General features: G+C 39.9%; 11 protein-coding genes. 9 read left to right on the top strand and 2 right to left on the bottom strand.

Translation table 11 applies throughout. The features are described 5' to 3' along the window. Positions 1-103: 103 nt before the first annotated feature. The 4 genes from AC3Y2E_RS03270 (at position 104) to AC3Y2E_RS03255 (ending at position 6344) form a co-directional block, all read left to right on the top strand. Positions 104-2104 carry a DUF4365 domain-containing protein gene (locus AC3Y2E_RS03270; RefSeq protein WP_379207085.1) on the top strand — a complete coding sequence of 667 codons (2001 nt, stop codon included), beginning with the start codon at positions 104-106 and terminating at the stop codon, positions 2102-2104. Positions 2105-2171: 67 nt separating this feature from the next. Continuing rightward, complete coding sequence (locus AC3Y2E_RS03265) at positions 2172-3056, top strand: 5'-3' exonuclease (protein WP_379207222.1); 885 nt, start codon at positions 2172-2174, stop codon at positions 3054-3056. Between the two features lie 142 nt (positions 3057-3198). Continuing rightward, the gene (locus AC3Y2E_RS03260) at positions 3199-4329 is read left to right on the top strand and encodes a DNA cytosine methyltransferase (RefSeq protein ID WP_379207083.1); all 1131 of its coding nucleotides are present in this window, start codon (positions 3199-3201) and stop codon (positions 4327-4329) included. 2 nt (positions 4330-4331) lie between these two features. Further along, positions 4332-6344, top strand: a complete 2013-nt coding sequence (locus AC3Y2E_RS03255; protein ID WP_379207081.1) for a BbrUII/HgiDII family restriction enzyme — start codon at positions 4332-4334, stop codon at positions 6342-6344. Here the strand turns inward: AC3Y2E_RS03255 and AC3Y2E_RS03250 are convergent. Further along, positions 6266-6508, bottom strand: a complete 243-nt coding sequence (locus AC3Y2E_RS03250; RefSeq protein WP_379207079.1) for an Rmf/CrpP family protein — start codon at positions 6506-6508, stop codon at positions 6266-6268. The genes AC3Y2E_RS03255 and AC3Y2E_RS03250 overlap by 79 nt on opposite strands. Before the next feature lie 306 nt (positions 6509-6814). On the opposite strand from AC3Y2E_RS03250, the gene drmD reads away from it, so the two are divergent. From drmD to drmC, 5 genes are read left to right on the top strand one after another with little or no spacing between them, the layout of a single operon-like run. Beyond that, a complete protein-coding gene (gene drmD / locus AC3Y2E_RS03245) occupies positions 6815-9988 on the top strand; it encodes a DISARM system SNF2-like helicase DrmD (protein ID WP_379207077.1) in 3174 nt (1057 codons plus the stop codon). After that, positions 9985-14004 (top strand): Eco57I restriction-modification methylase domain-containing protein, encoded by a 4020-nt coding sequence (locus AC3Y2E_RS03240; protein WP_379207075.1) that lies wholly within the window; start codon positions 9985-9987, stop codon positions 14002-14004. The genes drmD and AC3Y2E_RS03240 overlap by 4 nt, the downstream gene beginning before the upstream one ends. A 53-nt stretch (positions 14005-14057) precedes the next feature. Further along, positions 14058-17927 (top strand): DISARM system helicase DrmA, encoded by a 3870-nt coding sequence (drmA, locus tag AC3Y2E_RS03235; protein ID WP_379207073.1) that lies wholly within the window; start codon positions 14058-14060, stop codon positions 17925-17927. Continuing rightward, complete coding sequence (gene drmB, locus AC3Y2E_RS03230) at positions 17924-19768, top strand: DrmB family protein (protein WP_379207071.1); 1845 nt, start codon at positions 17924-17926, stop codon at positions 19766-19768. The genes drmA and drmB overlap by 4 nt, the downstream gene beginning before the upstream one ends. Next, positions 19769-20527, top strand: a complete 759-nt coding sequence (gene drmC, locus AC3Y2E_RS03225) for a DISARM system phospholipase D-like protein DrmC (protein WP_379207069.1) — start codon at positions 19769-19771, stop codon at positions 20525-20527. A 96-nt stretch (positions 20528-20623) separates the two neighbouring features. Here the strand turns inward: drmC and AC3Y2E_RS03220 are convergent, their stop codons facing one another. After that, complete coding sequence (locus tag AC3Y2E_RS03220; RefSeq protein WP_379207067.1) at positions 20624-25435, bottom strand: protein NO VEIN domain-containing protein; 4812 nt, start codon at positions 25433-25435, stop codon at positions 20624-20626. Positions 25436-25726 lie beyond the last annotated feature (291 nt).

Raw genomic sequence — 25726 nt, 5'->3', positions numbered from 1 at the left:
GTAGGTTTCTTAAATGTATTTGATTTAATCCCATTTTCATTTGGGAATATTCGAGCGATTTCAACAAGAAAAAAAAGCTTCTGTTGCATATCGGAGGTGCGAAATGACCAATCTTCCTGTTAGTGGAGATACACATGATCAAGAAAGACGCTCAGTTCTTGCATTTTCTAATCTGGTACCGGCAGACTTATTTTTAATTCGGGAAGAGAATGGTGGGGACTATGGAGTTGATCGTATTCTCGAACTTCGGTTCTCTGGAAAGGCCATAACTAACTTCCGTGCCCATTCACAATTGAAAAGCGTTTTAAATGGCCATCGTAATACAGATGGCTCTTTAAGTTTTCCAGTTCCTATTAAGACTTTGAATTATTTGTTGAATCAACCAAACTCCCTCTTTTTTGTGTATGTCGAGAATGAAAACGTATTTCATTGGGCGTGGGCGACTGACATTGCAAAGGCTGCTGATCATGAGGGTATAGATATAAAAACTACTTCACAGAATACGTTTTCGTACCGGTTTCGTTCAGTTCTTGATCGAAGTGCTTTTGAAAATATACACAGTACCCTTTTCAAGCTCGGGACTGCGTTTCGAAACTTAACTGAGCATATATCGTCTTCTTTGCCCGATTCTACAGTAACTACTTCTTTAGACCTTTCAACAGGAAAACTGAGAACAACTGACGAAACAATTAAATTAATTAAACAATATGGAATCTCTTTGGCGAATACAGGACATTACTACACGATTGACCGAATGTTATTAGAAATTTCGGCATCTGCTAAAAGTGACCCTGAACTAGGTGTGATAGTGAGTTACATCAAGCTCCACAAGGGAGAGTATGCTGATGCTTTTTCTTGGTTACCAAGGGGTAAAAAGTTGGAAAATCTCTCTACCGATATGAGGGCCACTGCTAATTTTATTCACTTAAGCTTAAACTATTTACTAGGCATTACTGATCAAGATTACTATAAGCAAAAGGTGAATGATCTTGAAAATGATACCCAGAACTCAATTCTTGGACTACAACTGCGTTTAGAACGGCAGAGAGAAGCTTTTTTTTGGATAGATAAAACAGATCAAGAAAAATACGAAGCGGCGGAAAGTTCATTACGAGATACAATAGCATCACTAAAAAAATTAAACGAAAATAGCGAAGTGCTAAAATCAAAATTAAACTTAATTGAATGGGAGATTCAAGGCAACAAACTGCTAACAGGACTATCCCATTCTTTCGCTTTAGTAAGCGTCAGGGAGAAGTTGGGATTTCCGATACCAAATGAAGAGCGTGTTCGTATGGCGCGTGAACATATTGAAGCACAAACTAAGTGGATGAAACGATTTTTCGAATTAGATAAAGCCGGATGGCCTAGTGTTTCTTTCCAAGCTACAGCCAAACTTTCATTGGCAAGTCTTCAAATGCAGTTTATGGCTCATTTTAGAGCTTTGATATTGGATGCTGATGATTCATCTAAAACTGTTCTTCAGAAAATGAAGCAGGATCTGGAGGCTAGTATTAATAATCTTGAAGCCGAGGGATTTTTGCATGAAGTATTGCGCGGGAAGTTGTTATTAGCAGAGTGTGTACTTGGTCTTGGGAATTCCGAGGAAGCAATGAAAATAGCGAGCGAAACAAAAGAACAAGCAGAAATGTACGAAGTGACGGATATGACAAAAAGTTTGAGTAATTTTTTAGAAGGAAATGCGTTGTTTAACCTAAGGGAACGAATTGTAGAGAAAGGAACAATAACAGAATATTTGGCTGGCATGAAAGACGATGATGTGCAGGTCTTGCTACGCCAAATATTTGACTTTATGGGTTTGCCACATGACCGTAAAGAGTACGTTGAGCGTGAAATAACGTGGTTGAAAGCAGATGCTGCTGAGAATTTGTCTTGGTGCAAGTATCTGCAGGTTCTACAGGATCTTAGTCATACAAGAAGTATGCAGACACTGTATAGTACTGATCCAGATCGTAAGTATAGCTGTTCACTACTTGGTTTTCGATCAAATGAGTCTGGTAAAGATCGGGAATATCTACTGAGCGAATTTAAACGGCTAAGATGTTCAAGCTGTGAAAAAAGAAAACCTGGAATCAATCAATAGTGTATTACTGGACGTTGAATCAATACTAAATCATCGCAATATCTATAAAGAATGGGAGTGGACCAGGTTGCAATCACAAAATAAAGTGCTATTGGTTGATGGGATGGCTCTTCTTTTTAGAGCCTTTTATGCGACTTCTTATTCCGGCTACATTCGTAAAACAAGTAACGGATTACCTACCAATGCTGTTTATGGATTTATACAATATTTCTTTGATGCAATAAACAATTTTACTCCAACTCACGTAATTTGTTGTTGGGATATGGGCAGTAGTACTTTTCGTACCGAGAGCTATAGCCAATACAAACAAAATAGGTTGGAAGCTCCACTTGAACTTTTACCGCAATTCGACTTAGTTAAAGAAGTAGTAGCCGAAATGGGTGTACCCAATATTGGTATAACTGGGTACGAGGCAGATGATTGCATTGGTACTTTGGCTAATAAACTACAGGGTGACTCTGAAGTGTTTATTTTAACTGGAGACCACGACATGCTTCAGTTAATAACAGAACAGGTCAAAGTTGTAATCATGAATAAGGGTCGATCTAATTATACTGTGTATGATTTAGAGACACTTTTTACTGCAAAGCAACTAACACCCATGCAGGTTATTGATTTAAAGGCGTTTATGGGAGATACGAGTGATAATTATCCTGGGGTTAAAGGTATAGGTGAAAAGACTGCCCTTAAGCTTTTGGCTGAGTATAAATCTGTAGAAGGTTGTCTCGAATGCCTTGAAAAACTTCCGGCAAGTATCAAGAAGAAAATCGAAGAAAATTTGGATATGTTACATCTTTCAAGAGATCTGGCTCGAATCCGAATTGATGTGCCTATTGAATGTAATCTAAGTGATTGTCTATGGGATCTACGCCATGATGCTGCCTCAAGGAAATTTGAAGAATTGGAGTTTGGCGGTCTTGTTAAGATACTCGGTGAGGCAGTTAATATTTGAAGATTGACTATTGATATATTTTATCGACATAAAAGCTCGATGTTTTGTCGTATTAAAGGAGTTCTTATTGTGTTTGTCGAATTGTTCATATAGATAATTGAGTGTGAAAATTGTGCTGTAACTGTAAGAAGGAGGAAGTAAAATGTCAGCAACTAGCCTAAAACAGAAGAAATTATCAAAGCGTACAGTATACGCTGTGGACTTGTTCTGTGGAGCTGGTGGGTTGACGCATGGTCTGGTGAATTCCGGAATAAATGTTAAACTAGGAGTAGATATTGATCCAGCATGTAGCTACCCATATACCTCAAATAATAAAGCTAAATTTGAATTAAAGTCAGTTGAAGAGCTACAGGCAAGTGACATTAAAGCTAATTTCCGTAAGAATGGTATAAATTTACTGGCTGGGTGTGCGCCATGTCAAACATTCTCAACTTACAACCGTAAGGCTGATCAAGATGATGAGAGATGGTGGTTACTTTTACAATTTTCAAGACTAGTAAGAGAAACTGAGCCTGAACTAGTTACTATGGAAAATGTCCCTGAGCTAATAAAACAAGAAGTGTTTGGTAATTTCGTAAAGGAACTACAAGATATAGGCTATTTTGTTAGTTATCAGATTGTTAATTGTGCAGACTATGGTTTACCTCAACAGAGACGGCGTTTGGTACTTTTGGCTTCCAGATTAGGCGATATTCAATTACTTCAACCAGATGATTTTGAGATTACACCAAAAACTGTTCGTGAAGCAATTGGAGACTTGCCTCCGATTAATGCTGGGGAAATTTATGATAAGGACCCTCTGCACCAGTCATCTTCTTTATCAGACAAGAACTTGGAACGCATACAAGCTTCTAGGCCAGGTGGCACTTGGCGGGACTGGGGGGAGCATTTAGTTGCAGAATGTCATAAAAAGGGCTCAGGCAAAAGTTATCCAAGTGTATACGGGCGAATGGTATGGGATGAGCCTGCTCCGACAATGACAACTCAGTTTTTCGGATTCGGGAATGGACGATTCGGGCATCCTGAGCAAGATAGAGCAATTTCACTTAGAGAGGGAGCTGTTTTACAGAGTTTTCCTAAAGAATATAAGTTTGTTTCACCTGGAGAGCCGATAGCAATTAAGACAGTAGGGCGTCTAATAGGTAATGCGGTTCCTGTAAAGCTAGGAGAAATAATAGGTTTCAGTATACGTGCGCATTTGAAAGAAAACGAAATGCAAATTAAAGTGAAACGGAACGAAGAAAAGGACAAAATGAATCAAGGGCGGAGGTAATTATGGTGTCAAATCAATTCAAAATTACTATCAGCCTTAATGTTTTAAACCATCTTGGTATTAATTTGTATAGTAATATTGCATCAGTACTTGCAGAAACTGTTGCCAATGCGTGGGATGCCGATGCTAAGGCAGTAGATATTGATATAGATAAGGAAAGTAATATAATAACCATTTTTGATGATGGTCATGGTATGACGAAAACAGATATTAATCAAAAGTTTCTTAAAGTTGGTTACCCACGTCGGGAAACAGAAGAAGGACGGTTATCACAGGAACTAAAACGACCTGTAATGGGGCGAAAAGGAATTGGTAAGTTATCACTCTTTTCAATTGCTGATACTATAGAAGTGTTTTCTATTCGAGATGGAGAGAAAAGTGCATTGCAGATGTCGTTGCCAGAACTCAAAGAACAGATAAAGGGAACTGGGGAAGCTGGCGGTACATACAATCCTCGCGAACTTAGCACAGATGTAATTGACTGGACTAACGGAACGAAAATAATACTGCGTGATTTGAGACAAAAGCGAGTTTTCGAAACTTCGTTAAGGAAAAAATTAGCAAGAAGATTTAGTGTAATTGGAGAAAAGAATGATTTTTCTGTAATCGTAAATAAAACTCCAATCAGCATAGCGGATAGAGATTACTTTAACAAATTAGAAAACATATGGACATATGGTCATGTTGACCTACCTAGAAGTATTGTTCCAACTGAAAACTTGCCTGATGTTACTACTAAAAATGGTAATAGTATTACTGGATGGATTGGTACGGTTAAAGAAACTTCTGACTTGAAAGATGGCTCTGAAAGTCTAAACCAAATTGTAGTTATGGTGAGAAATAAACTTGCACAGGAAGATATTTTATCAGAAATAAATGAAACAGGCATTTACAGTTCCTACATTATCGGAGAGATACATGCAGATTTTCTGGATGATGATGACCTAGAGGATATAGCTACAAGTAGTCGCCAACACATAATAGAAGATGATCCACGCTATATTGAACTGAGAGAATGGGTGAAAGAACAGCTTAAGAAAATTCAAAGTAGATGGTCTAGTTTAAGAAATCAAAAAGGTAAAGATGAAGCATTAAAGAATCCTGCTTTAAATCAGTGGTTTAAGACATTATCTCCTGATTACAAAGCCTCAGCGACAAAGTTGTTTGGGCGTATCAATCAGATGACTGTTGATTCGAGTGAAGATCGAGGGACATTGTTTAGTCATGCTGTTCTAGCATTTGAAAGTTTAAAGTACCGAGATAATCTTGATGCTTTAGATAAGATATCCGTTGAGAATTTACAAGCTTTAAGTGAAGTTTTTGGCAGGCTTGATGATTTAGAGGCATCTCTCTATTATCAAATTGTTAAAGAACGAATAGAGGTAATACGGGTATTGGAAGAACGTGTTGATGCTAATGATTTGGAAAAAGTTATCCAGGAACATCTCTTTAATCATTTATGGCTGTTAGACCCTTCATGGGAAAGAGCAACGGATTCAGAATATATGGAGCAGCGCATGGACAAAGTCTTTGGAGCTTTGGATGCTGAATTAACCGAGGAAGAAAAAAGGGCAAGGCTGGATATTAGATATAAAAGCGTTTCTGGAAAACATGTGATTATTGAATTAAAACGTCCCGACCGAATCGTGGATTATTGGGAGTTGGGTAGGCAGATTGATAAATATAGGGGTGCAATGCAAAAAATTCTTGATGAAACCAATACCAAGGAACCTCTTGAGTTTATATGTGTACTAGGCAAGCCTCTAAGGGGATGGGAGGACTCACGTAAAAGAGAGGAAGACATCACTAAACTTAAGAGTCAGGATGCTCGAGTAGTCCTTTATCCAGAATTGATTAGTAATGCTATGAAAGCTTATCAAAGCTATTTGAGTAAAAGTAAGGTGGCTGGACAAGTTTTCGATTTGATGAGAAATATTCAGTCGGGATTACGGGCAGACTCAGAAACAGGCTTGACCTCAAAAGATGAACAATCATCAGCAGCAAATTCGGTGTAACCCAACATCCAATATTTCTTGAAAGCTCTACTGAAGGTTACAGAACCATTTTTTGTTCGATGATCACTGTAGGGACAGGTTTCAGGCGGCTGTCCATTGCGCGCAGCTTCTCTCCCTCTACAAAACGCCCCTATAAATGCTTTGTTTTTTGTAGATGGAAACATCTTAATCACTCCGTGTACATATTTTTATTGGGTACTTATAGAATGCCAACATCTTACCAATTTTATGCAATATTTTACGGCTTAGTACAGCACTTTAACTAAACATAATCATCACTCAACGGTGGTAAGATTTTGTACATCCATTGTTCGATTCCATGTAAAAAGCCGACCGCCTGGGTTGGCTTTTTACATAGAGAAATGGGGATTATCCTCAATTTGAAAGGGAAAATTGGGGGGCTTTCCGAAACAGGAATGTGCATATGTAACTTATAAGAGACAAAATTAAGCTGTTCGGAGGCGCGTTAGATGAATGACAGAAATAACAATCAAAATATATACCTTCAGAGTATCCCAGATCCAGGTCAACTTGTTGAGGTTAGGAGACGTCACTGGGTTGTAAGCCAGGTTCAGAAGTCTTCATTCTCAACTGATTTAAGTAGGCATCAGCATTTAATAACCCTCGCTTCTTTGGAAGAAGATTCTCTTGGGGAAGAACTTCAAATCATTTGGCAGGTAGAACCTGGTGCAAAAGTTGTGGAAAAGGCGGGTCTTCCTCAGATTACAGGATGGGATACTAACGAAAGGCTCGAAGCATTCCTTGATGCTGTGAGGTGGGGGGCAGCAACTAGTGCAGATAGGTCCTTTCTACAGGCACCATTTCGTAGTGGGATATCAATAGAAGAGTATCAATTAGATCCTCTTGTAAGGGCTGTTGATATGGCTCGTGTTAACCTATTAATTGCAGATGACGTAGGTTTAGGTAAGACAATTGAAGCTGGATTGGTAATACAAGAGCTTCTAATCCGTCATAGAGCGCGGACTGTTTTTATTGTTTGCCCTGCTTCCCTTCAGGTTAAATGGCAAACTGAAATGCAGGAAAAATTCGGTCTTGAGTTTCGAATTGTTGATACTGAATATATTAAACAACTCCGCCGCGAGCGCGGAATCCATGCGAATCCATGGACTTCCTTTCCGCGACTTATTTCGTCTATGGACTGGATGAAAAGTGGTGAAGGTTTACGTCTGCTCAAGGACATTCTTTCTCCTCAAATAACCTATCCACGCAAATTTGATATTTTGGTTGTGGACGAAGCACATAATATAGTGCCATCGGCTTCAAGTCAGTATGCACTTGAAAGCCAACGAACAAAACTAATACGCACCATATCTCCACATTTTTCACATCACTTATTTCTGAGTGCGACTCCGCATAACGGATACCAAGAGTCCTTTACTTCATTACTTGAGCTATTGGACGATCAACGATTTGCGAGAACAATAATGCCTGATGAAAAGCAACTTCAACGGGTAATGGTTCGCCGTCTTAAAAGTGACATTGTAGATAGTAAAGGTCAGCCTGTTTTTCCTGTTCGAAAGCTAGAGTGTCTTGAAATTGACTACTCGCATGAGGAGAGAAACATTCATCAACTACTGAGAGAATATATGACTAGTAGATCGAATAGTGTTCGTGGTACTCGTTATGAGTATGGGACAGATTTCATTCATACATTACTTAAAAAGAGACTATTTTCTTCTCCTATGGCTTTTGCAACAACACTAGAGAAGCACAGAGACACTCTTAATAAAGGGTGGACAAGCCCTGCTAAAGAATCATTAGATAACCGTATTCTTCGAAAGGCGATCATGCGCACGGAAGAAGAATATTCGGATGACGCACAAGCTGAACAGCTCTACAATGAGGCGATAGAAGTAGCAAGTGAGCTTACAGTTCCCTTAACAGTAAGACAGATTGAAATGTTAGATCGCCTTTCTAGCTGGGCTGATAAATTTAAAAACCGTTTGGATTCTAAAGCAAAAGCAATACTTAGTTGGCTGGATACTCATCTTAAGCATGATGGGAGATTGAATAATAAACGGGTTATACTATTTACAGAGTATCGTGCCACACATTCATGGTTACACCAAATTCTAGCTACTCACGGTTATGGTGGGGATAGGCTTATGTTTCTTCATGGGAGTATGCTCCCCGATGAACGAGAAATTGTTAAGGCAGCCTTCCAAGCGGACCCACATATATCACCCGTTCGGATACTTTTGGCAACCGATGCTGCTTCTGAAGGTATAGACTTGCAAAATCATTGTAATTATCTTATTCATGTCGAGATTCCATGGAATCCGAACGTGATGGAGCAGCGTAACGGGAGAATTGATCGACACGGACAGAAGGAAAAAGAAGTATACATTTGGCATCCAGTTGGAAAGGGCTTTAGATCTGAAGGTTCACATGGAAAGATTAGAGTTGGTGAGGTTACTGGTGACCACGAATATCTAATGCGTGCTGTTCTGAAAATTGATAGGATTCGGGAGGACCTTGGTACAGTTGGTCCAGTTATCGCATCACAAATAGAAGAAGCGATGCTTGGGAGACGCAATTCAATGGATACAAGTATCGCAGAGACTAAAGCAGCTCAAGCCCGTCGTTTTGTTGCTGCTGAAAGAAGGATGGAAGAAAAAATATCTCGCCTTCATGCGCGGCTAATGGAGTCAAAAGAGGAGTATCATCTCTCACCTGAAAATATTGAAAGAGCAGTGGAAATAGCTTTAGAAATTGCTGAAAAGCCTGGACTAAAACCGATTACTCTACCGGGTATTTCGAATGGGAGAACTTTTGAGGTGCCTATATTACCTGGATCGTGGGGGAGGGCGACTATTGGTCTTAACCACCCCCATACAGGTACACGTCGCCCAATAACATTTGACCATAACGTTGCAAAGGGAAGAGACGATGTCGTACTTGCCCATTTGAATCATAAACTCGTCCAGATGAGTCTGCGCCTATTACGTGAGGAATTGTGGAAATTAGATGACGTTAAGCAACTCCATCGTGTATCGTTTCGCTCAGTTCCTGACAGGGATTTTATAACACCAGTTGTCACGGTTTGGTCGCGACTAGTTATAATCGGTGGTAATCATCAGCGGCTCCATGAAGAATTAACATTATCAGGAGGGGAACTAGGAAGAAGTGGATTCTCTAGAATAACACAATTGGGTAAATTAGAATCATTAATTAAACAATCGACTTCTTTGGTACCATCTGAATCGTTATTTAATTTGCTTAAAGAAAAATATGAAAGTCAAGAAAAACCTATTTTATCAACTGTTGAGGCTAGATCGCGTGATAGATTAAAGTATCTAGAAAAAACCTTAAACCGAAGGAAAGATGGAGAAATTAAGGATGTTTTAACAGTTCTTGATGACTTGGAGAAGAGCATAAAAAGTGAATTGAAAGATCAGGGGCCTCAGCAAATTGAGATGCAACTTTGGCCAGAGGATCAAAGAAATCAGCTTCGTCGAGATATAGATGCACTTAAGGAGCGACTCAAACGTATTCCAAATGAGAGAAAAAGTGAAGCTGTTGCAATAGAAAATAGATATAAAAATATAGTTGATCGAACGTTTCCGGTCGCGGTTGTATTTCTTGTGCCAGAATCGGAATTTGGAAGGAATGAAACAGTGTGAGTAGACATACAGAGTGGCTGTCGCTAATAGAAATATCGGGCCCGTTTTTAACGGTCCCTCTTTTAGAAAAAGTATTTCCGCAAGGAATGGAGTCGTTAGAAACACCAAGAAGAGCACGTCTTCGCTCGGCTTATGATGAATGGCGTGAAGCTATTGACGATCAAGATTCGTTGCTAGCCGAGCTTCATAGTGAATGGATATGGACAGTACTTACTGAACTTTTAGAATATGATAGTTATTCTTTGATTTCAAACTCTGAGTTATCTTTGCCTTTTAGCATAAGCTCTCCGGAGAAAATTGGACTATTTATGCCTAAGTGGATTGTTAAGAGTAATCAAGATGAAATCCCTAGGTGCTTTATCACAAGCCTTCCTCCAGAAACCAGTCTCGAGACGATCCAGCATGATGATGGTTGGCCAAATTCTGTTATTGAGAGAATGACTTTATTATGTAGATCCTTTGGTGTTAGACTCGGTCTTGTTACCAACGGTGAGAGATGGGTATTGATAAACGCTCCTGTGGGTGAGACATCTAGTCATGTATCGTGGTATTCACGACTTTGGTTTCAAGAGCCAATAACGTTAAAGGCTTTCCAGTCATTATTAGGAGTACGTCGCTGCTTTGGTCCTCAGGATGAAACGTTAGATGCTCTATTGGAAGAATCGTTGAAATATCAGGATGATGTGACGGATACCTTAGGTGAACAAGTTCGTCGTGCTGTTGAAGTGTTAATACAATGTCTAGATAAAGCTGATCAAGATCGTAACCGAGAGTTGTTACATGAGGTAGCCACGACCGAACTCTATGAAGCTGGACTTACTGTCATGATGAGACTAGTGTTCTTGCTCTGCGCAGAAGAAAGAGGTTTATTGCTATTAGGTGATCACTACTACGATCAACACTATGCAATTTCAACATTACGTAGCCAATTAGTGGAAGAGGCTGATCGTCATGGGCCTGAAATGTTGGAGCGGCGGTATGATGCTTGGGCACGAATACTAGCTGTATTTCGTATGGTCTTTGGAGGGGTTGACCATGAATCTCTTCGAATGCCGGCTCTAGGTAGTTCTTTATTTGACCCAGATAGGTTTCCTTTTTTAGAGGGTAGGCCAAAAGAAACCAAATGGCTTGATTCAGAAGCGAAACCTTTACCGATTGATAACAGAACTGTGCTTCTATTGTTAGAATCATTACAAATACTGCAGCAACATGGTGGAGCGTTACTGTTATCATATCGAGCGTTAGATGTGGAACAAATAGGTCATGTATATGAGGGCTTGCTTGAGCAAACTGTCACACGATTACCAGAAGTGACTTTGGGCTTAATTGGTTCGCAAAAGTCGAAATATCCTAATGTATCGTTGCGTGAACTTGAAATGGAATTAGCAAAAGGAGAACGGAATTTCTTAAGACTAGTTACAGGAGCAACAGGTCGTAGCGAGGCCGCTATTAGGAATGCCATTAACAGGTCGACTGATGAGGCTCTAACAAGTAAACTGCTTGTGGTGTGCGGAGGTGATGTCACACTAGCAAAACGAATTTTACCATTTATGCACTTGATTCGAACAGATGCCTGGAATGATCCTATTGTGTACCTAGCTAATGCTTTTGTAGTTAATATTGGAGTGGATCGCCGAGACTCTGGGACCCACTATACCCCAAACATACTTACAGAAGAAATTGTAGTCAATACATTAGAATCAATAGTTTATACGGGCCCATTGGAAGGTAAACGGAGAGAGGAATGGGAAATAAAATCACCTCAAGACATCCTTAATCTTAAAATATGTGACCCAACAATGGGTTCAGGTGCATTTCTAGTTCAAGCATGTCGATGGCTATCAGAACGATTAGTTGAATCATGGTCTATTGCAGAGAAAAAGGGGCAAGTCATTACAATTGAAGGTGAAATTCGTAATTCATTAGAAATGTTTGATCCTATACCTACACAACCTGACGAGCGATTGATTATCGCTAAACGGTTGATTGCAGAGAAATGTCTATACGGTGTTGATTTAAATCCTATGGCTGTAGAATTAGCAAAACTTTCGATTTGGCTAATTACAATGGCTAAAGGTCGTCCATTTGGTTTTCTAGACCATAATCTTCGGAATGGTGATAGTTTACTGGGGATTCATAACCTGGAACAGTTATTTAACTTAAGTTTGATTCCGACTAACGTACAACAAATCCAAATATTCCAGCAAAAGGTTGAAAAAGCTTTGAAGGAAGCCATTGAACTACGCCAACAGTTACGGAAAGTATCAATCAGAGATATTAGTGATGTTGCATACATGTTTCAAGTTAATCAGGAATCTCGTAAGAAACTTGAAGTGATTCAACTTGTGGCAGATGCAATGGTCGCAGAGGCGTTAAGATGGGGGAATAATGCTACACAATTTGAAGCTGCGATAGGGTCATTTGTAACTAATATAGTAGGATATTTAGATGGAAGTTCTGATTTAGATATGTCAGTTTATAAAGATTTAATAAAAGAATTTACATTTGAGTCAACTGAGGGGACATTCCAAAGAAAACCGTTTCATTGGCCGTTAGAGTTCCCAGAGGTGTTTGTTGCACATAAAGGATTTGATGCAATTGTAGGTAATCCCCCCTTTCTATGGGGAAGTCGTATTAGTTCCCGACTTGGCGAAAGATATCGCGACTGGCTACTCAGTCTCCATGAAGATGTAAATGGTAATGCAGATCTTTGCACTCATTTCTTTAGAAGAATAAACAACTTAATTGGGGTGGGAAGCTTTGGGTTAATTGGGACAAACTCAATTTGCCAAACAGATAATCGTACAGCCGGCTTAGTTCCGATACTTTCGGAAGGAAGTTCTATAATTTGGGCAATTTCAGACATGCCTTGGCCAGGTAGAGCAGTTATTCATATCTCTAAGATAGTAATTTATAAAGGAAAGTACAATGGTGTTTGTAGACTAGATGGAAAAGAAGTGGATTACATTTCTAGTTATCTAGATGATAGGCTGAATAAAGTTGATCCTTTTCGTCTCTCACAACAAAGTAGAAAAGGCTATAAGGGAGTTGACACCGGAGGCCTTGGATTTGTATTAACAGATAATGAATTGTTGGAGTTAAGCCAAAGTAGTCCTTCTTCCCTTGATCACGTTTGGCCTTTATTGAACGGAAATGATTTTTTGAGACATCATGAACAAAAGCCAACACGAATGATAATAAATTTTTCAAATATGACCGAAGTTGAAGCTCGTAAGTATCCCATGTTAATGGAAATAGTAGAGGACAGGGTTTTCCCATACAGACAGACGGTTAAACGAAAAGCGAGAAAACTTAACTGGTGGCTATATAATGAAGCATGTACTGGTTTATATACTTCGATATCAAAATTGGATAAAGTTTTAGTAAACTGTGTTGTTTCAAAGCATATTTGTTTTTCATTCATGCCCACAAGGATAGTTTTTACAAATGCCTTAAATGTTTTCTCAACGAACAAGTTTGAAGATTTTGCTATACTTCAGAGTTCTTTTCATGATTATTGGGCACGATATTACGGGTCTTCTTTACGAATTGATAATAGATATAATCCAACTGATTGTTTTGAAACCTTCCCGTTCCCAGAAATTAATCATACCTTAGGTGATATCGGTTTAAGATATTATGAATACCGAAGTCAACTAATGAAAAAGAGGAAAGAAGGTCTAACAGAAATTTATAACCTATTTCATGATCCTAACAATACCGACAAAGATATAGTATTCTTGCGAGAATTACACATAGAATTGGATACCATAGTTGCTAATGCGTACGGTTGGAATGATGTTAATATAGCTCATGGATTCTTCGAAACAAAACAAGGGATACGCTTTACTATTCCGAGTAAGGTTCGTAGTAGCGTTCATGAACGATTACTTGAACTAAATCATCTGATATATAAAAAAGAAGCAGAGGAGAAATCAAGTATTTCTAAGAAAGGCGTTTTTAAAACAACCAAAAGAAAGAAACTATTGGAGGATCAGCTTGATCTCTTTGACTAATCTGTTCTTTTTGGACTTCATAGCAAGGAACTAATAATTTGGGGGGATGCAGAGTGAGTGAAGAAAGTAGAAAGATATTTAAATCAGAAACCTCACAAATAAAACCAGCTAATGCCTGGGTAGTACAGCTTAGCGAAAGCCAAAATTTACGGGAATTCTCTATTTCTATCAACATAAGTCGGTCTGAAACAAATGGAATAAATCAAGGGGATATGTTTATCGTAATACTGGGGGAAGAAAGAACCATTATTTTCGCAAGAGTTTATCGGAAGCGTTCTACTTCACAGGAAACGATCATTTTCTTTGACGGTGTGATGCGGGCGAATAACAATAATATATCTGCAGAAATAGCTATGAACCTTATAAGAGATGAACTCATCGTCAGATTAGATTGGGGTGTTTTCGAAAAAAACTTAAAAAATTTGTGTGGAATAGAGATTGCTTCTTTTCCGACTATATCTGGTAATTCACCCAAGGAGCAGGCTTATATCCGTGATCTATTGCAAATTGCAGTTATGGATGACTTGCTTGGCCCCGCTGGTGGCCCTGAGGAAGAAATCGTTGGTATGAGCGTTCGTGATCGTTATCTTGTAGGGAGGCTTGCACCCCAAGAAACACGTGTAGAAGAAGCAGACGACTTGTCAAATGCGAGCGGGCGAATCGATAATGAAGATTCAGATGGCGAAATTGATGCCTCAACTAATCAGTCTCTAGTTCCTTCTTCAATTGGGTTCACATTCTGTATTGAGGGGTCTGTTAAGGAAGTTGAACTTATTGCTAGTTGGGGAAGATATGAGCGTGCAGAAAGTAATAAGATTAATGGAAAGACTGGAAAGCCTCTTCGTGCGTGGAAACGGATACCTTCGGGTGGAACTAGGATAATTGAAATAAGGGATAGCACTATTAAGCCATTACAAATAGATGTTGATTGCCCTAATGTTGTTATTCAAGGCATGATAAGTAACCCACTTGAAAATGGGGATAGATTGGTAACGTTATTCCTAATAAACAATCAAATCAGTCCGGCACAAAACCAAGATCAAGCTTGGTTATTTCAACCAGAGTTACTAGTGCGAGAGCCCCAAAATAAAGCTATCTTTAGACGACGGCCGATCCTTCAAGTTGAGGATTTTGACGAAGAACGTGAATCATTGGAAATGGTATACCGTCATCAAGTAGAATTTGCTGTTGGACATGGTATATCAGTACATGCTACTCCTGCAGATGGGGGTAGTGAAAGAGCGGTTCAGATCAGTACCAAAGTTATACCTGACTATGAAGTTCCTATCACTGAAACGCCTGGTCTTGAACCGGAGGATCGATCGGCAATGCGTGAAATGGTGGAGTCTGGGTATCTTGATATGGAGCTTTTGGCTGAATTAGATGGCAAGGACCTAGAAAGTGCCTTGAATATTCTTGCCAATGATTATGGCGTATGGATTCATGAGCAAAGAGAACGAATAGCTAATTCTGTAAAAGGGTACGAAGAATCTGGAGTAGATGCAATGGATCGCTGCGATCTTATTTTAGAGAGATTGCGAGAGGGCATAGCTGTTCTTAAATCAAATTCACTAGCGTTGGATGCGTTTCGTTTTGCTAATCGAGCAATGGCTACTCAACGTATTCATAGCATTTATGCACTTTCAAAGCGGCGCGGCGAGACTACGAATCTAGACGAAATCAATATTCGTAAAAATCGATCTTGGCGCCCATTCCAGTTGGCTTTTATATTATTGTCGATCCCTGCTTTGGCTGACCCTACTCACCGTGATCGTACAGAGCCGCTAGAGGCTTATGCTGATTTGTTATGGTTTCCAACCGGCGGTGGGAAAACGGAGGCTTACCTTGGAGTGGCTGCCTTTACCTTGGCTATACGGAGATTACAAGGTAATCTAGGAGGATTCGATTCAGGCCGTGGACTAGCAGTAATTATGAGGTACACACTTCGACTATTAACCTTGCAGCAGTTTCAACGTGCGACAGCATTAATTTGTGCAATGGAGGTACTCCGACGAAAGGAAACGAAAATGTGGGGGACACAACCTTTTACCATTGGTTTGTGGGTTGGGCAAAAAGTAACCCCAAACACTACAAAGGAAAGCCATGATGCAATAGAAAAGGAACGTGATGGAAAGTTTCGAGGTGGCTCAACTCCTGCTCAACTTACTAGTTGTCCATGGTGCGGATCCGAAATTGCGCCTGGTCGTGATATTCGCGTAGATCTTGATACCGGAAGAACATTAATTTTCTGTGGGGACAAGTATGGTCGATGTGATTTCAGCCAGGTGAAATCTAAAAACTTAGGTCTACCAGTCCTGGTTGTAGATGAGGAGATATATCGCCAACCGCCTTCTATGTTGATCGCTACTGTAGATAAGTTTGCTATGATGGCCTGGAAAGGTCAGGTTCGAACCCTCTTTGGTCGAGTAACTCAGGAATGCCAGCGTCATGGACTATTATGGCCAGATGCTGATTGTAATGGGAATCATAAGAAAAAAGGTTACCTATCAGCTACTTCCGTAAAAAATGTGTTATCAGTTCGACCGCCTGACTTAATCATTCAAGATGAATTTCATCTTATTAGTGGGCCTTTAGGGACAATGGTAGGACTTTATGAAACAGTTGTCGATGAATCATGCACTTGGGAAATGAATGGTAAAAAGGTACGGCCGAAAGTTATTGCATCCACTGCCACAGTAAGAAAAGCTCAAGAACAAATGAATAACGTATTTCTGCGCCAAGTATCAATTTTTCCGCCACATGGCCTAAATGTAGAAGATAATTTCTTCTCCATTCAAAGGTCTGTAGAAAAGAAACCAGGTCGCTGTTATATGGGTATCTGTTCACCGGGAAGTTCGCGTCCAGCCGTATTGATTCGGATTTATGTTGCAATGCTTACCGCGGCGCAATCACTTTATAATCACTTTGATCAAGCTGCGGATCCTTATATGACTGTGGTTGGATATTTTAATTCTCTTAGGGAATTGGGTGGAATGAGAAGGCTTGCTGAAGACGATGTTCAGACCCGTTCCTATCGGGTAGAGATGAGCGATGTCGAAAGGCCTGGCTTGAGTCAAAGATCTGTAAAGAATGTAGATGAGCTTACTTCACGAGTATCAAGTAAAGAGATTCCTAAGAAACTTGATCAATTAGAAGTGAAGTTCAAATCATCATGGGAAAAAGGCGAGACTCGTGCCATAGACATAGTGCTTGCGACTAACATGCTTTCGGTTGGTGTCGACGTAAATCGTCTTGGTTTAATGGTCGTTAATGGCCAACCGAAGAGTACCGCTGAATACATTCAGGCTACCAGCCGGGTAGGTCGTTTGTTCCCTGGTTTAGTTTGTACTGTACTTACATGGTCTCGGCCTCGGGATCTCTCACACTATGAGACATTCGAGCATTATCACGCCACCTTTTATAAACATGTTGAAGCTCAATCAGTTACTCCATTTGCTCCTCGAGCCTTGGATAGAGGATTGACAGGGACTATGGTAAGTCTTTTGCGGATGAATCACAGTGTCCTAAACCCAAATGTGGGAGCACAACATCTCGATAATCACACCAAGCCAGAAGCGGAATATGTAAAACAAATTGTAAAGAATAGGGCATGGAAAGTGAAGAATGAAGAAGCAATGAATAATGCATTTCAGATGTCATCCGAAAGAATTGATATTTGGGCAAGAGAGGCTGCTAGGCCGGGTCGACGACTAGGATACGAGAAAGAATACGGTCAGGGTGACCTTGTGGCTTTGCTGAAGAAACCAGGGGTACTTGCATGGGATAATGTAACTGTTCCTATGTCTTTGCGGGAGGTTGAACCGGGTGTTCAATTAATCATGGATATAGCAAATCTTCCTGACCCACCAAATTGGAGGCTGAAAGAAGGAGATAGTACTGGTGAAGGAGGAAATAGAAGATGAGTACTTATCGAGTGGGAGCAGTCCGACCTTCTCAGCTATTGTGGACCTACGGACCAGGAGCATTAATAGACTTACCTAACTTATCAGTAATAACAATGGGTTTGGATCGTTGGAATGTTGAGAATTGTGCACCTATTGAAGAGGCCAGATTGCTTGCTGCCGTAAGACGCAGACTGGGGCAGCAAGTTGAACGATTGCGTGTCCCGCCATTTCTAAGAGACGAAAACGCAGACCCGATGTCTGCTGAGGGAAAGATTGGTGTACCAGTTAGGCCATTCCCACGCTGGTTAAGATGTGTAAAATGCGGGTTGTTGGCAGAATACGATTCAGGTTTATTTAGAATAAAGCCAAATCCCTATCGCCCAGAGCAAACCCACTTTATTCATGAAAATTGTGAGAAGGGTAAAAAATCGGATGCCGTACCGGCCCGCTTTTTGCTAGCTTGTAGAAATGGACATCTTGATGATTTCCCTTGGCGTTGGTTTGTACATGGTGGTCCATCAGATTGTAGAGGGACATTAAGGTTCTTCGAAACAGGTGCATCGTTACAGACTGAAAACCTTTGGGTAAAATGTGATGGCCCATGTGAATCCTCAAGATCTCTAGTTCATGCCTTTGGTAAAGAAGCACAAGAAAATTTACCAGCTTGTCGTGGACGGCATCCCCATCTTGATACATACGATGAATCATGTGATGAAGATCCGAGGGCTGTATTGCTTGGAGCTACAAATAGCTGGTTCCCCATTACATTGTCAGTGCTAGCGATACCCATTCAAAATAACCTATTAAATCAACTTGTATCTGATGGTTGGGAAGATTTTATCGATGTCGAAAGCCTTGATGAATTAAGAGGGACTATCAGAACGCTCTCCAGAAGGGGGAGCTTACCTGGAATAAGTGAGTATGATCCTCAGGAAGTATGGCAGGAAATTCAAAATAAGAAAAACGGACAATCTCTTGAGGAGGATGTATCGGAACTGGATATAAAGGTTCCAGAGTGGAACGTTTTAACATCAACATCACCTCCAAGTGATTGGCCACAATTCTTAAGTAATAGAACAGACCCTCCAGCGAGATACCGGAATAAAATATCAAATGTATTATTATTAGAGAGACTAAGAGAAGTAAATGCACTTCTTGGATACACAAGAGTGGAAGCTCCGGAGGAAAGCATTGATACTGATGATCAACCGACAATGGCAAGTTTATGTCGCGGACGTCCGGAATGGGTACCAGCAAGTGAAGTACATGGCGAAGGGATATTCATACAGTTTGATGAAAATGAGATTAGAGCTTGGGAAAACCGCGGAACTGTAAAAGAACGAAATAGTAGTTTAGAAATGGGACATCAAGGTTGGCGGAATGCAAGGAAATTAGATCCTGATGCCGGATACCCTGGGATCAGGTACGCGATGTTACATTCTTTCGCGCATCTGTTGATTCGTGAGCTTGCTCTTGAATGCGGATATAATGCAGCCAGTATTAGAGAGCGAATATACGCGAGTGATGATTTGGAAAAGCCAATGGCTGGGGTTCTATTGTATACTGCAGCGGCTGACTCTGACGGCACATTAGGAGGGCTTGTAGAGTTGGGCAAAACAGAAAACCTTGGGAGAATTATTGATCAAGCATTGTCAAGATCTGAGATTTGCTCATCGGATCCATTGTGTTCGGAGCATGACCCAAGTCAAGATAGAACTCTTCATGCTGCATCATGTCATGCATGCGCATTTGTAGCAGAGACTTCTTGTGAACGGGGGAACCGATATCTCGATAGAGCGCTCCTTGTTAATACATTAGAGTGTAGCGAAGCTGCATTCTTTAAAAGGGAAGTACAATAGATGAATGAAATTTTTCGGATTGTTGCAGAGCTAGGGATGAAACTTCATCCAGAGCGGATTGATGCTATTGCGACAAAAATTGAAACATTAGGTTCGTTTAAAGATTTCTCGAAGTCGAAATCTAGCTTTGGACCTAATGTTGACAGCATGTTGATTCAAAGATTTGAACGTGCTTGGCAGAATTCTAGTCATGTCAAGCCTGCTGAGTTATCTATAGCACTACGTAGTTCATCTTACACTTCAAGTATGCACAATATGAAGAGTTCATCAGAATTAGTTTGGACAGGCCCATCCACCGGGATTGTACCTGTTAGACATACTGAGCAAGTATTGTGTCAAGTAATTAGGTCTGCGACAAAGAAACTATATATTGTCAGTTACGTTGCTCATAAAGTCGAATCAATTGTTCGTGAATTAAGTAAGGCAGCTGACAGAGGGGTTAGTATCAATTTTATTTTAGAATCTTCTACTGAGCATGGAGGAACAGTAAGTTTCGATTCCGTGGGAGTTATGAAAAAAACAATCTCGACAGCAAATGTTTATGTATGGAAAAAGAACGATCAAGCAGTAGGGGCAGTCCATGCAAAATGTGGTGTTGCTGATGGCAAGCTCTCATTTATTACTAGTGCTAATTTTACTTCCGCTGCAATGGAAAAAAACATGGAACTAGGGGTTTTAGTGAAAGGGGGGCACATTCCAGAAAATCTAGAGCGACATATAGAGGCACTTATTTATACTGGTGCTGTACAAAAAGTTTAATCAAATGATTTTGCTCAGAAAGAAAAGAGTGCCAAAAGTCCCATAGGACTTAATCGACACTCTAAGGGCCAACTAATAATTGAGTTGGCCCTAGCCCTATCCTCGTTCGCTCCCCGCGGCTTCCTTAAAGCGTATGACAAAATTTCGATTTTCGACGTTGAAACGAGAGTTTTGATTAAAGGATTCTTCCCGATTGTATTTGAAAAAACCGGGTATGCGTAGAATTTCACGTTCCGAAGAATTGACATTAAGAACGATAAATATTTCGTAGGCATCTTTCTTCTCTTCACCGAATGCGACTTCTTCCTTACTAATATGGAATTGCTTATCTAGACCAGTGCTAGCCTTGACCTCTACGTACTTCAACTGACCTTTCTTATTTATGTAACGGATATCATGTTTTTCGCCATCGTTGCCATATTCATTGTTTCTGGCTCTGCGACCGTTTTCAGATACCCATTCCACATTTTCTTTTCCATATTCTTCACAAAGGGCTAGGTAAACGTAAGCTTCTCCGAGAAACCCGATTTCATCGTTTTTAGCATGGTTATGTAGTGGCATCGCACGGCTGCTAGGTTCTCTTTTATTAGAAGGTCCTGTTTGGTTTTTTTCAATTCGATTTGTTTTCACAGTCTTAATAGTACTATTAGGTTTTTCAAGCTGCATTGACTCAAACAGATTAGCATACGTCGGCGTACTTAAAGCACCTTTATTGTCTGAACCAGGTACATCCTGGGTTGAAACGCCGCGATGAGGCGATGAGTTTGACGTGAGATAGTTATTTACGAGCTCCGTTACTTTGCCGAAATACAGAAGGCTAGCCTGCTCCCTTTTCTCTGCAAAAGCTTCAAATTGAACTTGGGTAACGCCGTGTTGACGTAATTGTTCCCATAACCCCTCGCGGTTACGATAATATTCTGCTTGGAGATCCATTTCTTCAATCGATTTAAGCTCGGTTAGATCAATTTGGCACTGTTCTTTTAAGAAATTTTCAAAAGCTGAGTAAGCATCAAAGCTAACTGAGTTATGTATATTGAATGCTCCCCAGTATGAGTAGTGATCTCTTAACTCGATAAAACGTTGCTGCTCTTGAACAGTACCTTGCAAAAGGCGTCTGTGTAATAATGAAAGAAAACCACTGCGATGCTCCATCTTTAAGCTGTCAAGTGTTGTGAGGTAGTAACTCTTCAGATTAGCCTCGGTAGTAGTAAATGTATTAAAGTCGTGAGTGTCAATCCCAACAGTTTGGAACAATCGAATCAATAGTGGTGCACTGTGCACAGAACTTGGCTCCTCATAGTCAATTCCAGTCCAAAATGGATGAATAAACTCAGGGTCAAGCTTCGTTGCGGATGCAATTGAGTAAAAGAAATTTTCCTCTCGTTCGATATCTAAAGTGCTAATATTTACATCAAGTGCCCTAAGTACAGCCAACCAAAAATTACGTGTTGGGTCTGTAGTTATACCTAATAAATTACGCGCTTTGAGAAGTTTCACGAGTTGCTCGTCATCTAATTCCCTTCTTAGCAGTTCTTCTCGTTGCACCGTTTTTTTAGAATACAGTTCTCTATAGTCCTTGCGGTTCTCTTCTACTCTAAGTACGCCAGCGATGATTTCAGCAATAACTTCGTTGAATTTAAAATCATCACGAAGATCTTGCATGTTTTCATGTTCATCAAAGGGTAGTTTTAGGTAAATCTGATAGCTATTATCTGTTGTTATATATTCATAATCCTTAATAAAGAAGGAATGCGCTTGACTATGATGGGTAAAAGAAGCACGGATATCCGTGCACAAAAAAATACTTAATTTCTTAATTCGATCAAGTTCGATATGTTTATTATCCTTGTCGAGGCGGTAGGCGTAAACGAATGGCTTGAACTCTTCAAAGTCCGGCTGAAATTTATCATGTAGTGGGTGGAGTAACGGTTTATCAGCCAACTTAAAGCGAAGTCCAACGAGAGGCTTTACACCTAATACTGATAAGACCTGTTGGTTTCCCGATCTGCGCTCAAGATCTAGTAACGGGAAATGTTTCATGATTTCTTCACAGTAGGTACGATTCTCCACATAATATGCTTCCGAGACAGGGTAGTATAATTTCTTTCCATTCTTCTTTGCTAAAACCTTCCCTTCTTTAACGAATTGAAGATAAGAAGGATTAGTTTTGTCTACTTTTGATTTGTTCATTATGATTTGCTTATATATGCCTCTCGCTTTGGCTCCATTTGGATCAATAACCGGAAGATTTAAAAGTATCGTATATATTGTCTCTGAAGAGAAATGCCGCAGGTCATGACCAACACCGAGCTTCATTAGCAACGCCTCAACTTGTTCAGAAAGAATGTTAGCGGCTGAAAGAAACCCTTGATTTACATCAAATGCCGGCACCTCAATTAAGGGAGAGAACTCAGAACCAATAACCTTTGACAGACAACAGAACCGTGTATCGACCTTAATTCCTTGTGCATTCTCGATCCATTTAGTAGTCTGAAGTTTCCATACAAAGTATGATTTGATTTGGTTAGCATATAAGTACCGAGAGTTAACCTTGCGTTGGATGGGTATTGATGCACGAGCGTTTCGATTCATTTCCCTGCCTTCGTTAATTAATTTAAGAGCTTGGGGATCTTTAAGCAACCATACTAGGATAGAAGCAAAAGGGGCTTTTTCCAATATCTCGTCCAACCTATCGGCGCTTTCTACGTTTATTACAGTTCGCCAAGATTTAACGTTCCATAGATCTTCAAAGTGAGTGAAAAGTTCTCCTTCGAGTGAGATCGGGTAAGGAATATGTCGGAACATATCTCGTTCATAATCCTCATCCGTAATCTGCCTGACTGTAAAGCGCGGGAATTCGGCTACCCCAATCCAACTTAGATAGTATTTTATCTCTGATTTATCATAATGATCCAATCCCAGTTTCTTGGGAGATCCTACAAAAAGGTTGTTGTCTACATTTTCTAATAGCTGCTCAGTAACAAAACAGTTGTAGTCCTTACCGAAGTAAAGTTCACTGGCATTATAGATATTGCCTAAACGGTTCAATAAAGGGACATTAAGGCCAGATGGGAAGTCCTCATTGTTTTTACGAGACTTGTAAATATCATAAAGAAAGAGAAGAAGTTCGCTAATATAGTTCTTTTGATTCGCTTTGTCCTTGGCAGCTAATTCCCGGGTCTGGGTGATGGTTCTACGCAGGACGCTTTCTAAGTTATATTCTTGCACATTAAATATGTTAAGTGCATTTGTTAGTGCTCTTGCGCCTTGAACGTTGCAGACCCGTTGTAAAGCTTTATATAACCCATCATGCATGAATTGGATTGAGACAAAACTGGGCACATTCATATTTCGATTCTCCGGAGGGAGAAAGAGTTCGGCATCAGAGCTAATTTCATCGCCGTTCTGATCGATAAAAATGCAAAGTAACTGCCTATACTCGAGACTTTTTAACTGGTCCCTGTAATCTTGCATTAAATAATAGATGCATCTAGCTCGGTTATTCACATCCCATTGTTTCGAAACTTTGTTTATTGCAGTGAACATAAAATTATGATCATACGTGAATAGTTTTAGTTTTGAAAGGAGCTTGATAACCTTTATTTCTTTGGTGTGTATGGTAAGACCTGGAAAATGGTCGCTTGGGAGGAAATCAGCATACGGATTACGAAAATAAAAGGGCATCTGATCATAAGAATAGTATGTTCCACTGATTACGGGGAATAGCTTATTCTGTTTGATCTTTTCAAGCAGTTTTTGATCAAACTCCATATTTATCAGATTTTGATCCATGTTTTCCTCGAAAGTAAGAAGCTTTAATGCTTCCCAAGAAACGTTTGATGATCTATTGGCGATCTCAAGAGCAGTATCAATCATTAATTGGATTAATTCATCTAAAACATATGCGTTCGCGGGTGACTCTGTTAGATAATTCCGGTTTCCGGTCAATTCAAAAGTCCCATGCATGATTGCAGGAAAGGGTAGTCTGACATTGGTTTTAAAGAACGAATAGAGTAAATGTGTATCATCATCTAACGTGTCGGTAAAGGCGATCTTCACCTCGAAGTTTTTCTGCTCAAATACTCCTGCTCGTTTACGAAGGTTCCATGTTTTTTCGCGGATTACCTTTCCATCTTCCTCTAAGCTAATTTTGACTTGCTGATCACTTTGCACTGTCTTGGACATTACGATCTGGCGACCGGAACTTCTGACAACAATGTGTTCTAAATGTTGTAGGAAAAGCAAGACCTCCATATCTAGTTCATCGATTTGCTCCTGAATATCCTTTTTTGTTTCTTCCTTGATAGACAGCACTATATAAGTATCATACCTATTATAAGTATGATAATAATCCGTTCTCCATTTGGGAGTGAGCAAAGTAGCTATTGGGTGACTCTCATTTGACTTCTCTGTAAGCAGAGTTTGAATCGAAGGGTGATCTTTAATTAGTTGCTCTAAGTACGTTACTGCATTAGTACGTGAGAATTCTATGGATAAACCTTCACTTTTTATGTAAATGCTATTTGCCCAACTGAGTACTGATCGGAAACCAGTGCCTTTGTGGCCAATCTTATTCTGTTGAGTAGATTTCGGACTGAGATATGAATAGAGAAGCGATTGAACGCCGCCCTCAGAAAACGGATTACCGTTATTAGCGATTATAAGTTGAGTGTCTGTCAACTCGATGTATGCTGTCTTATCTATGGCAATTTCCGACTCATCATCGGCATTCTGCAGCATCTCTAAAAATTGCCGCCCGTTATAATCTTTGATTTTTTCCACTTCGTTGTTGTAGTCACTAACAATTCGTGCTGGTGTTTGAATGTAAGTACTTCTAATGTTCTCAAGCTCATGATCAATGAATTGTTTCATTTTCGAAAGTTTATCATTACTAAGTTGATTAATCATTATTCCCTCACCCAAATTCTTCTAACTTATTTTTTTCATAATTATACCAAGGGTTTTGACTACTAGAACAGCATTATTTACTGGCATTAACAAAGACGATCTGCAGATTCTGGGTGTGCTGCGGAAAGCATCCGAGAAACATCCTGATGGGGGATTGATCTTCAACCAGATTTCGATTTAGAACCAATACAACATTCTAAAGGGATTCGTGAACGATTTGAAGAATGTTTACTTCTAGAATGTAGACGGAGGTCAATACGCTCACGGTAAGAATCTGGGGCTCTCACAATA

The organism is Paenibacillus sp. MAH-35, from assembly GCF_058135425.1.
Note: the sequence above shows the minus strand (reverse complement) of the source record. Positions and strands in the feature narration are given on the sequence as shown.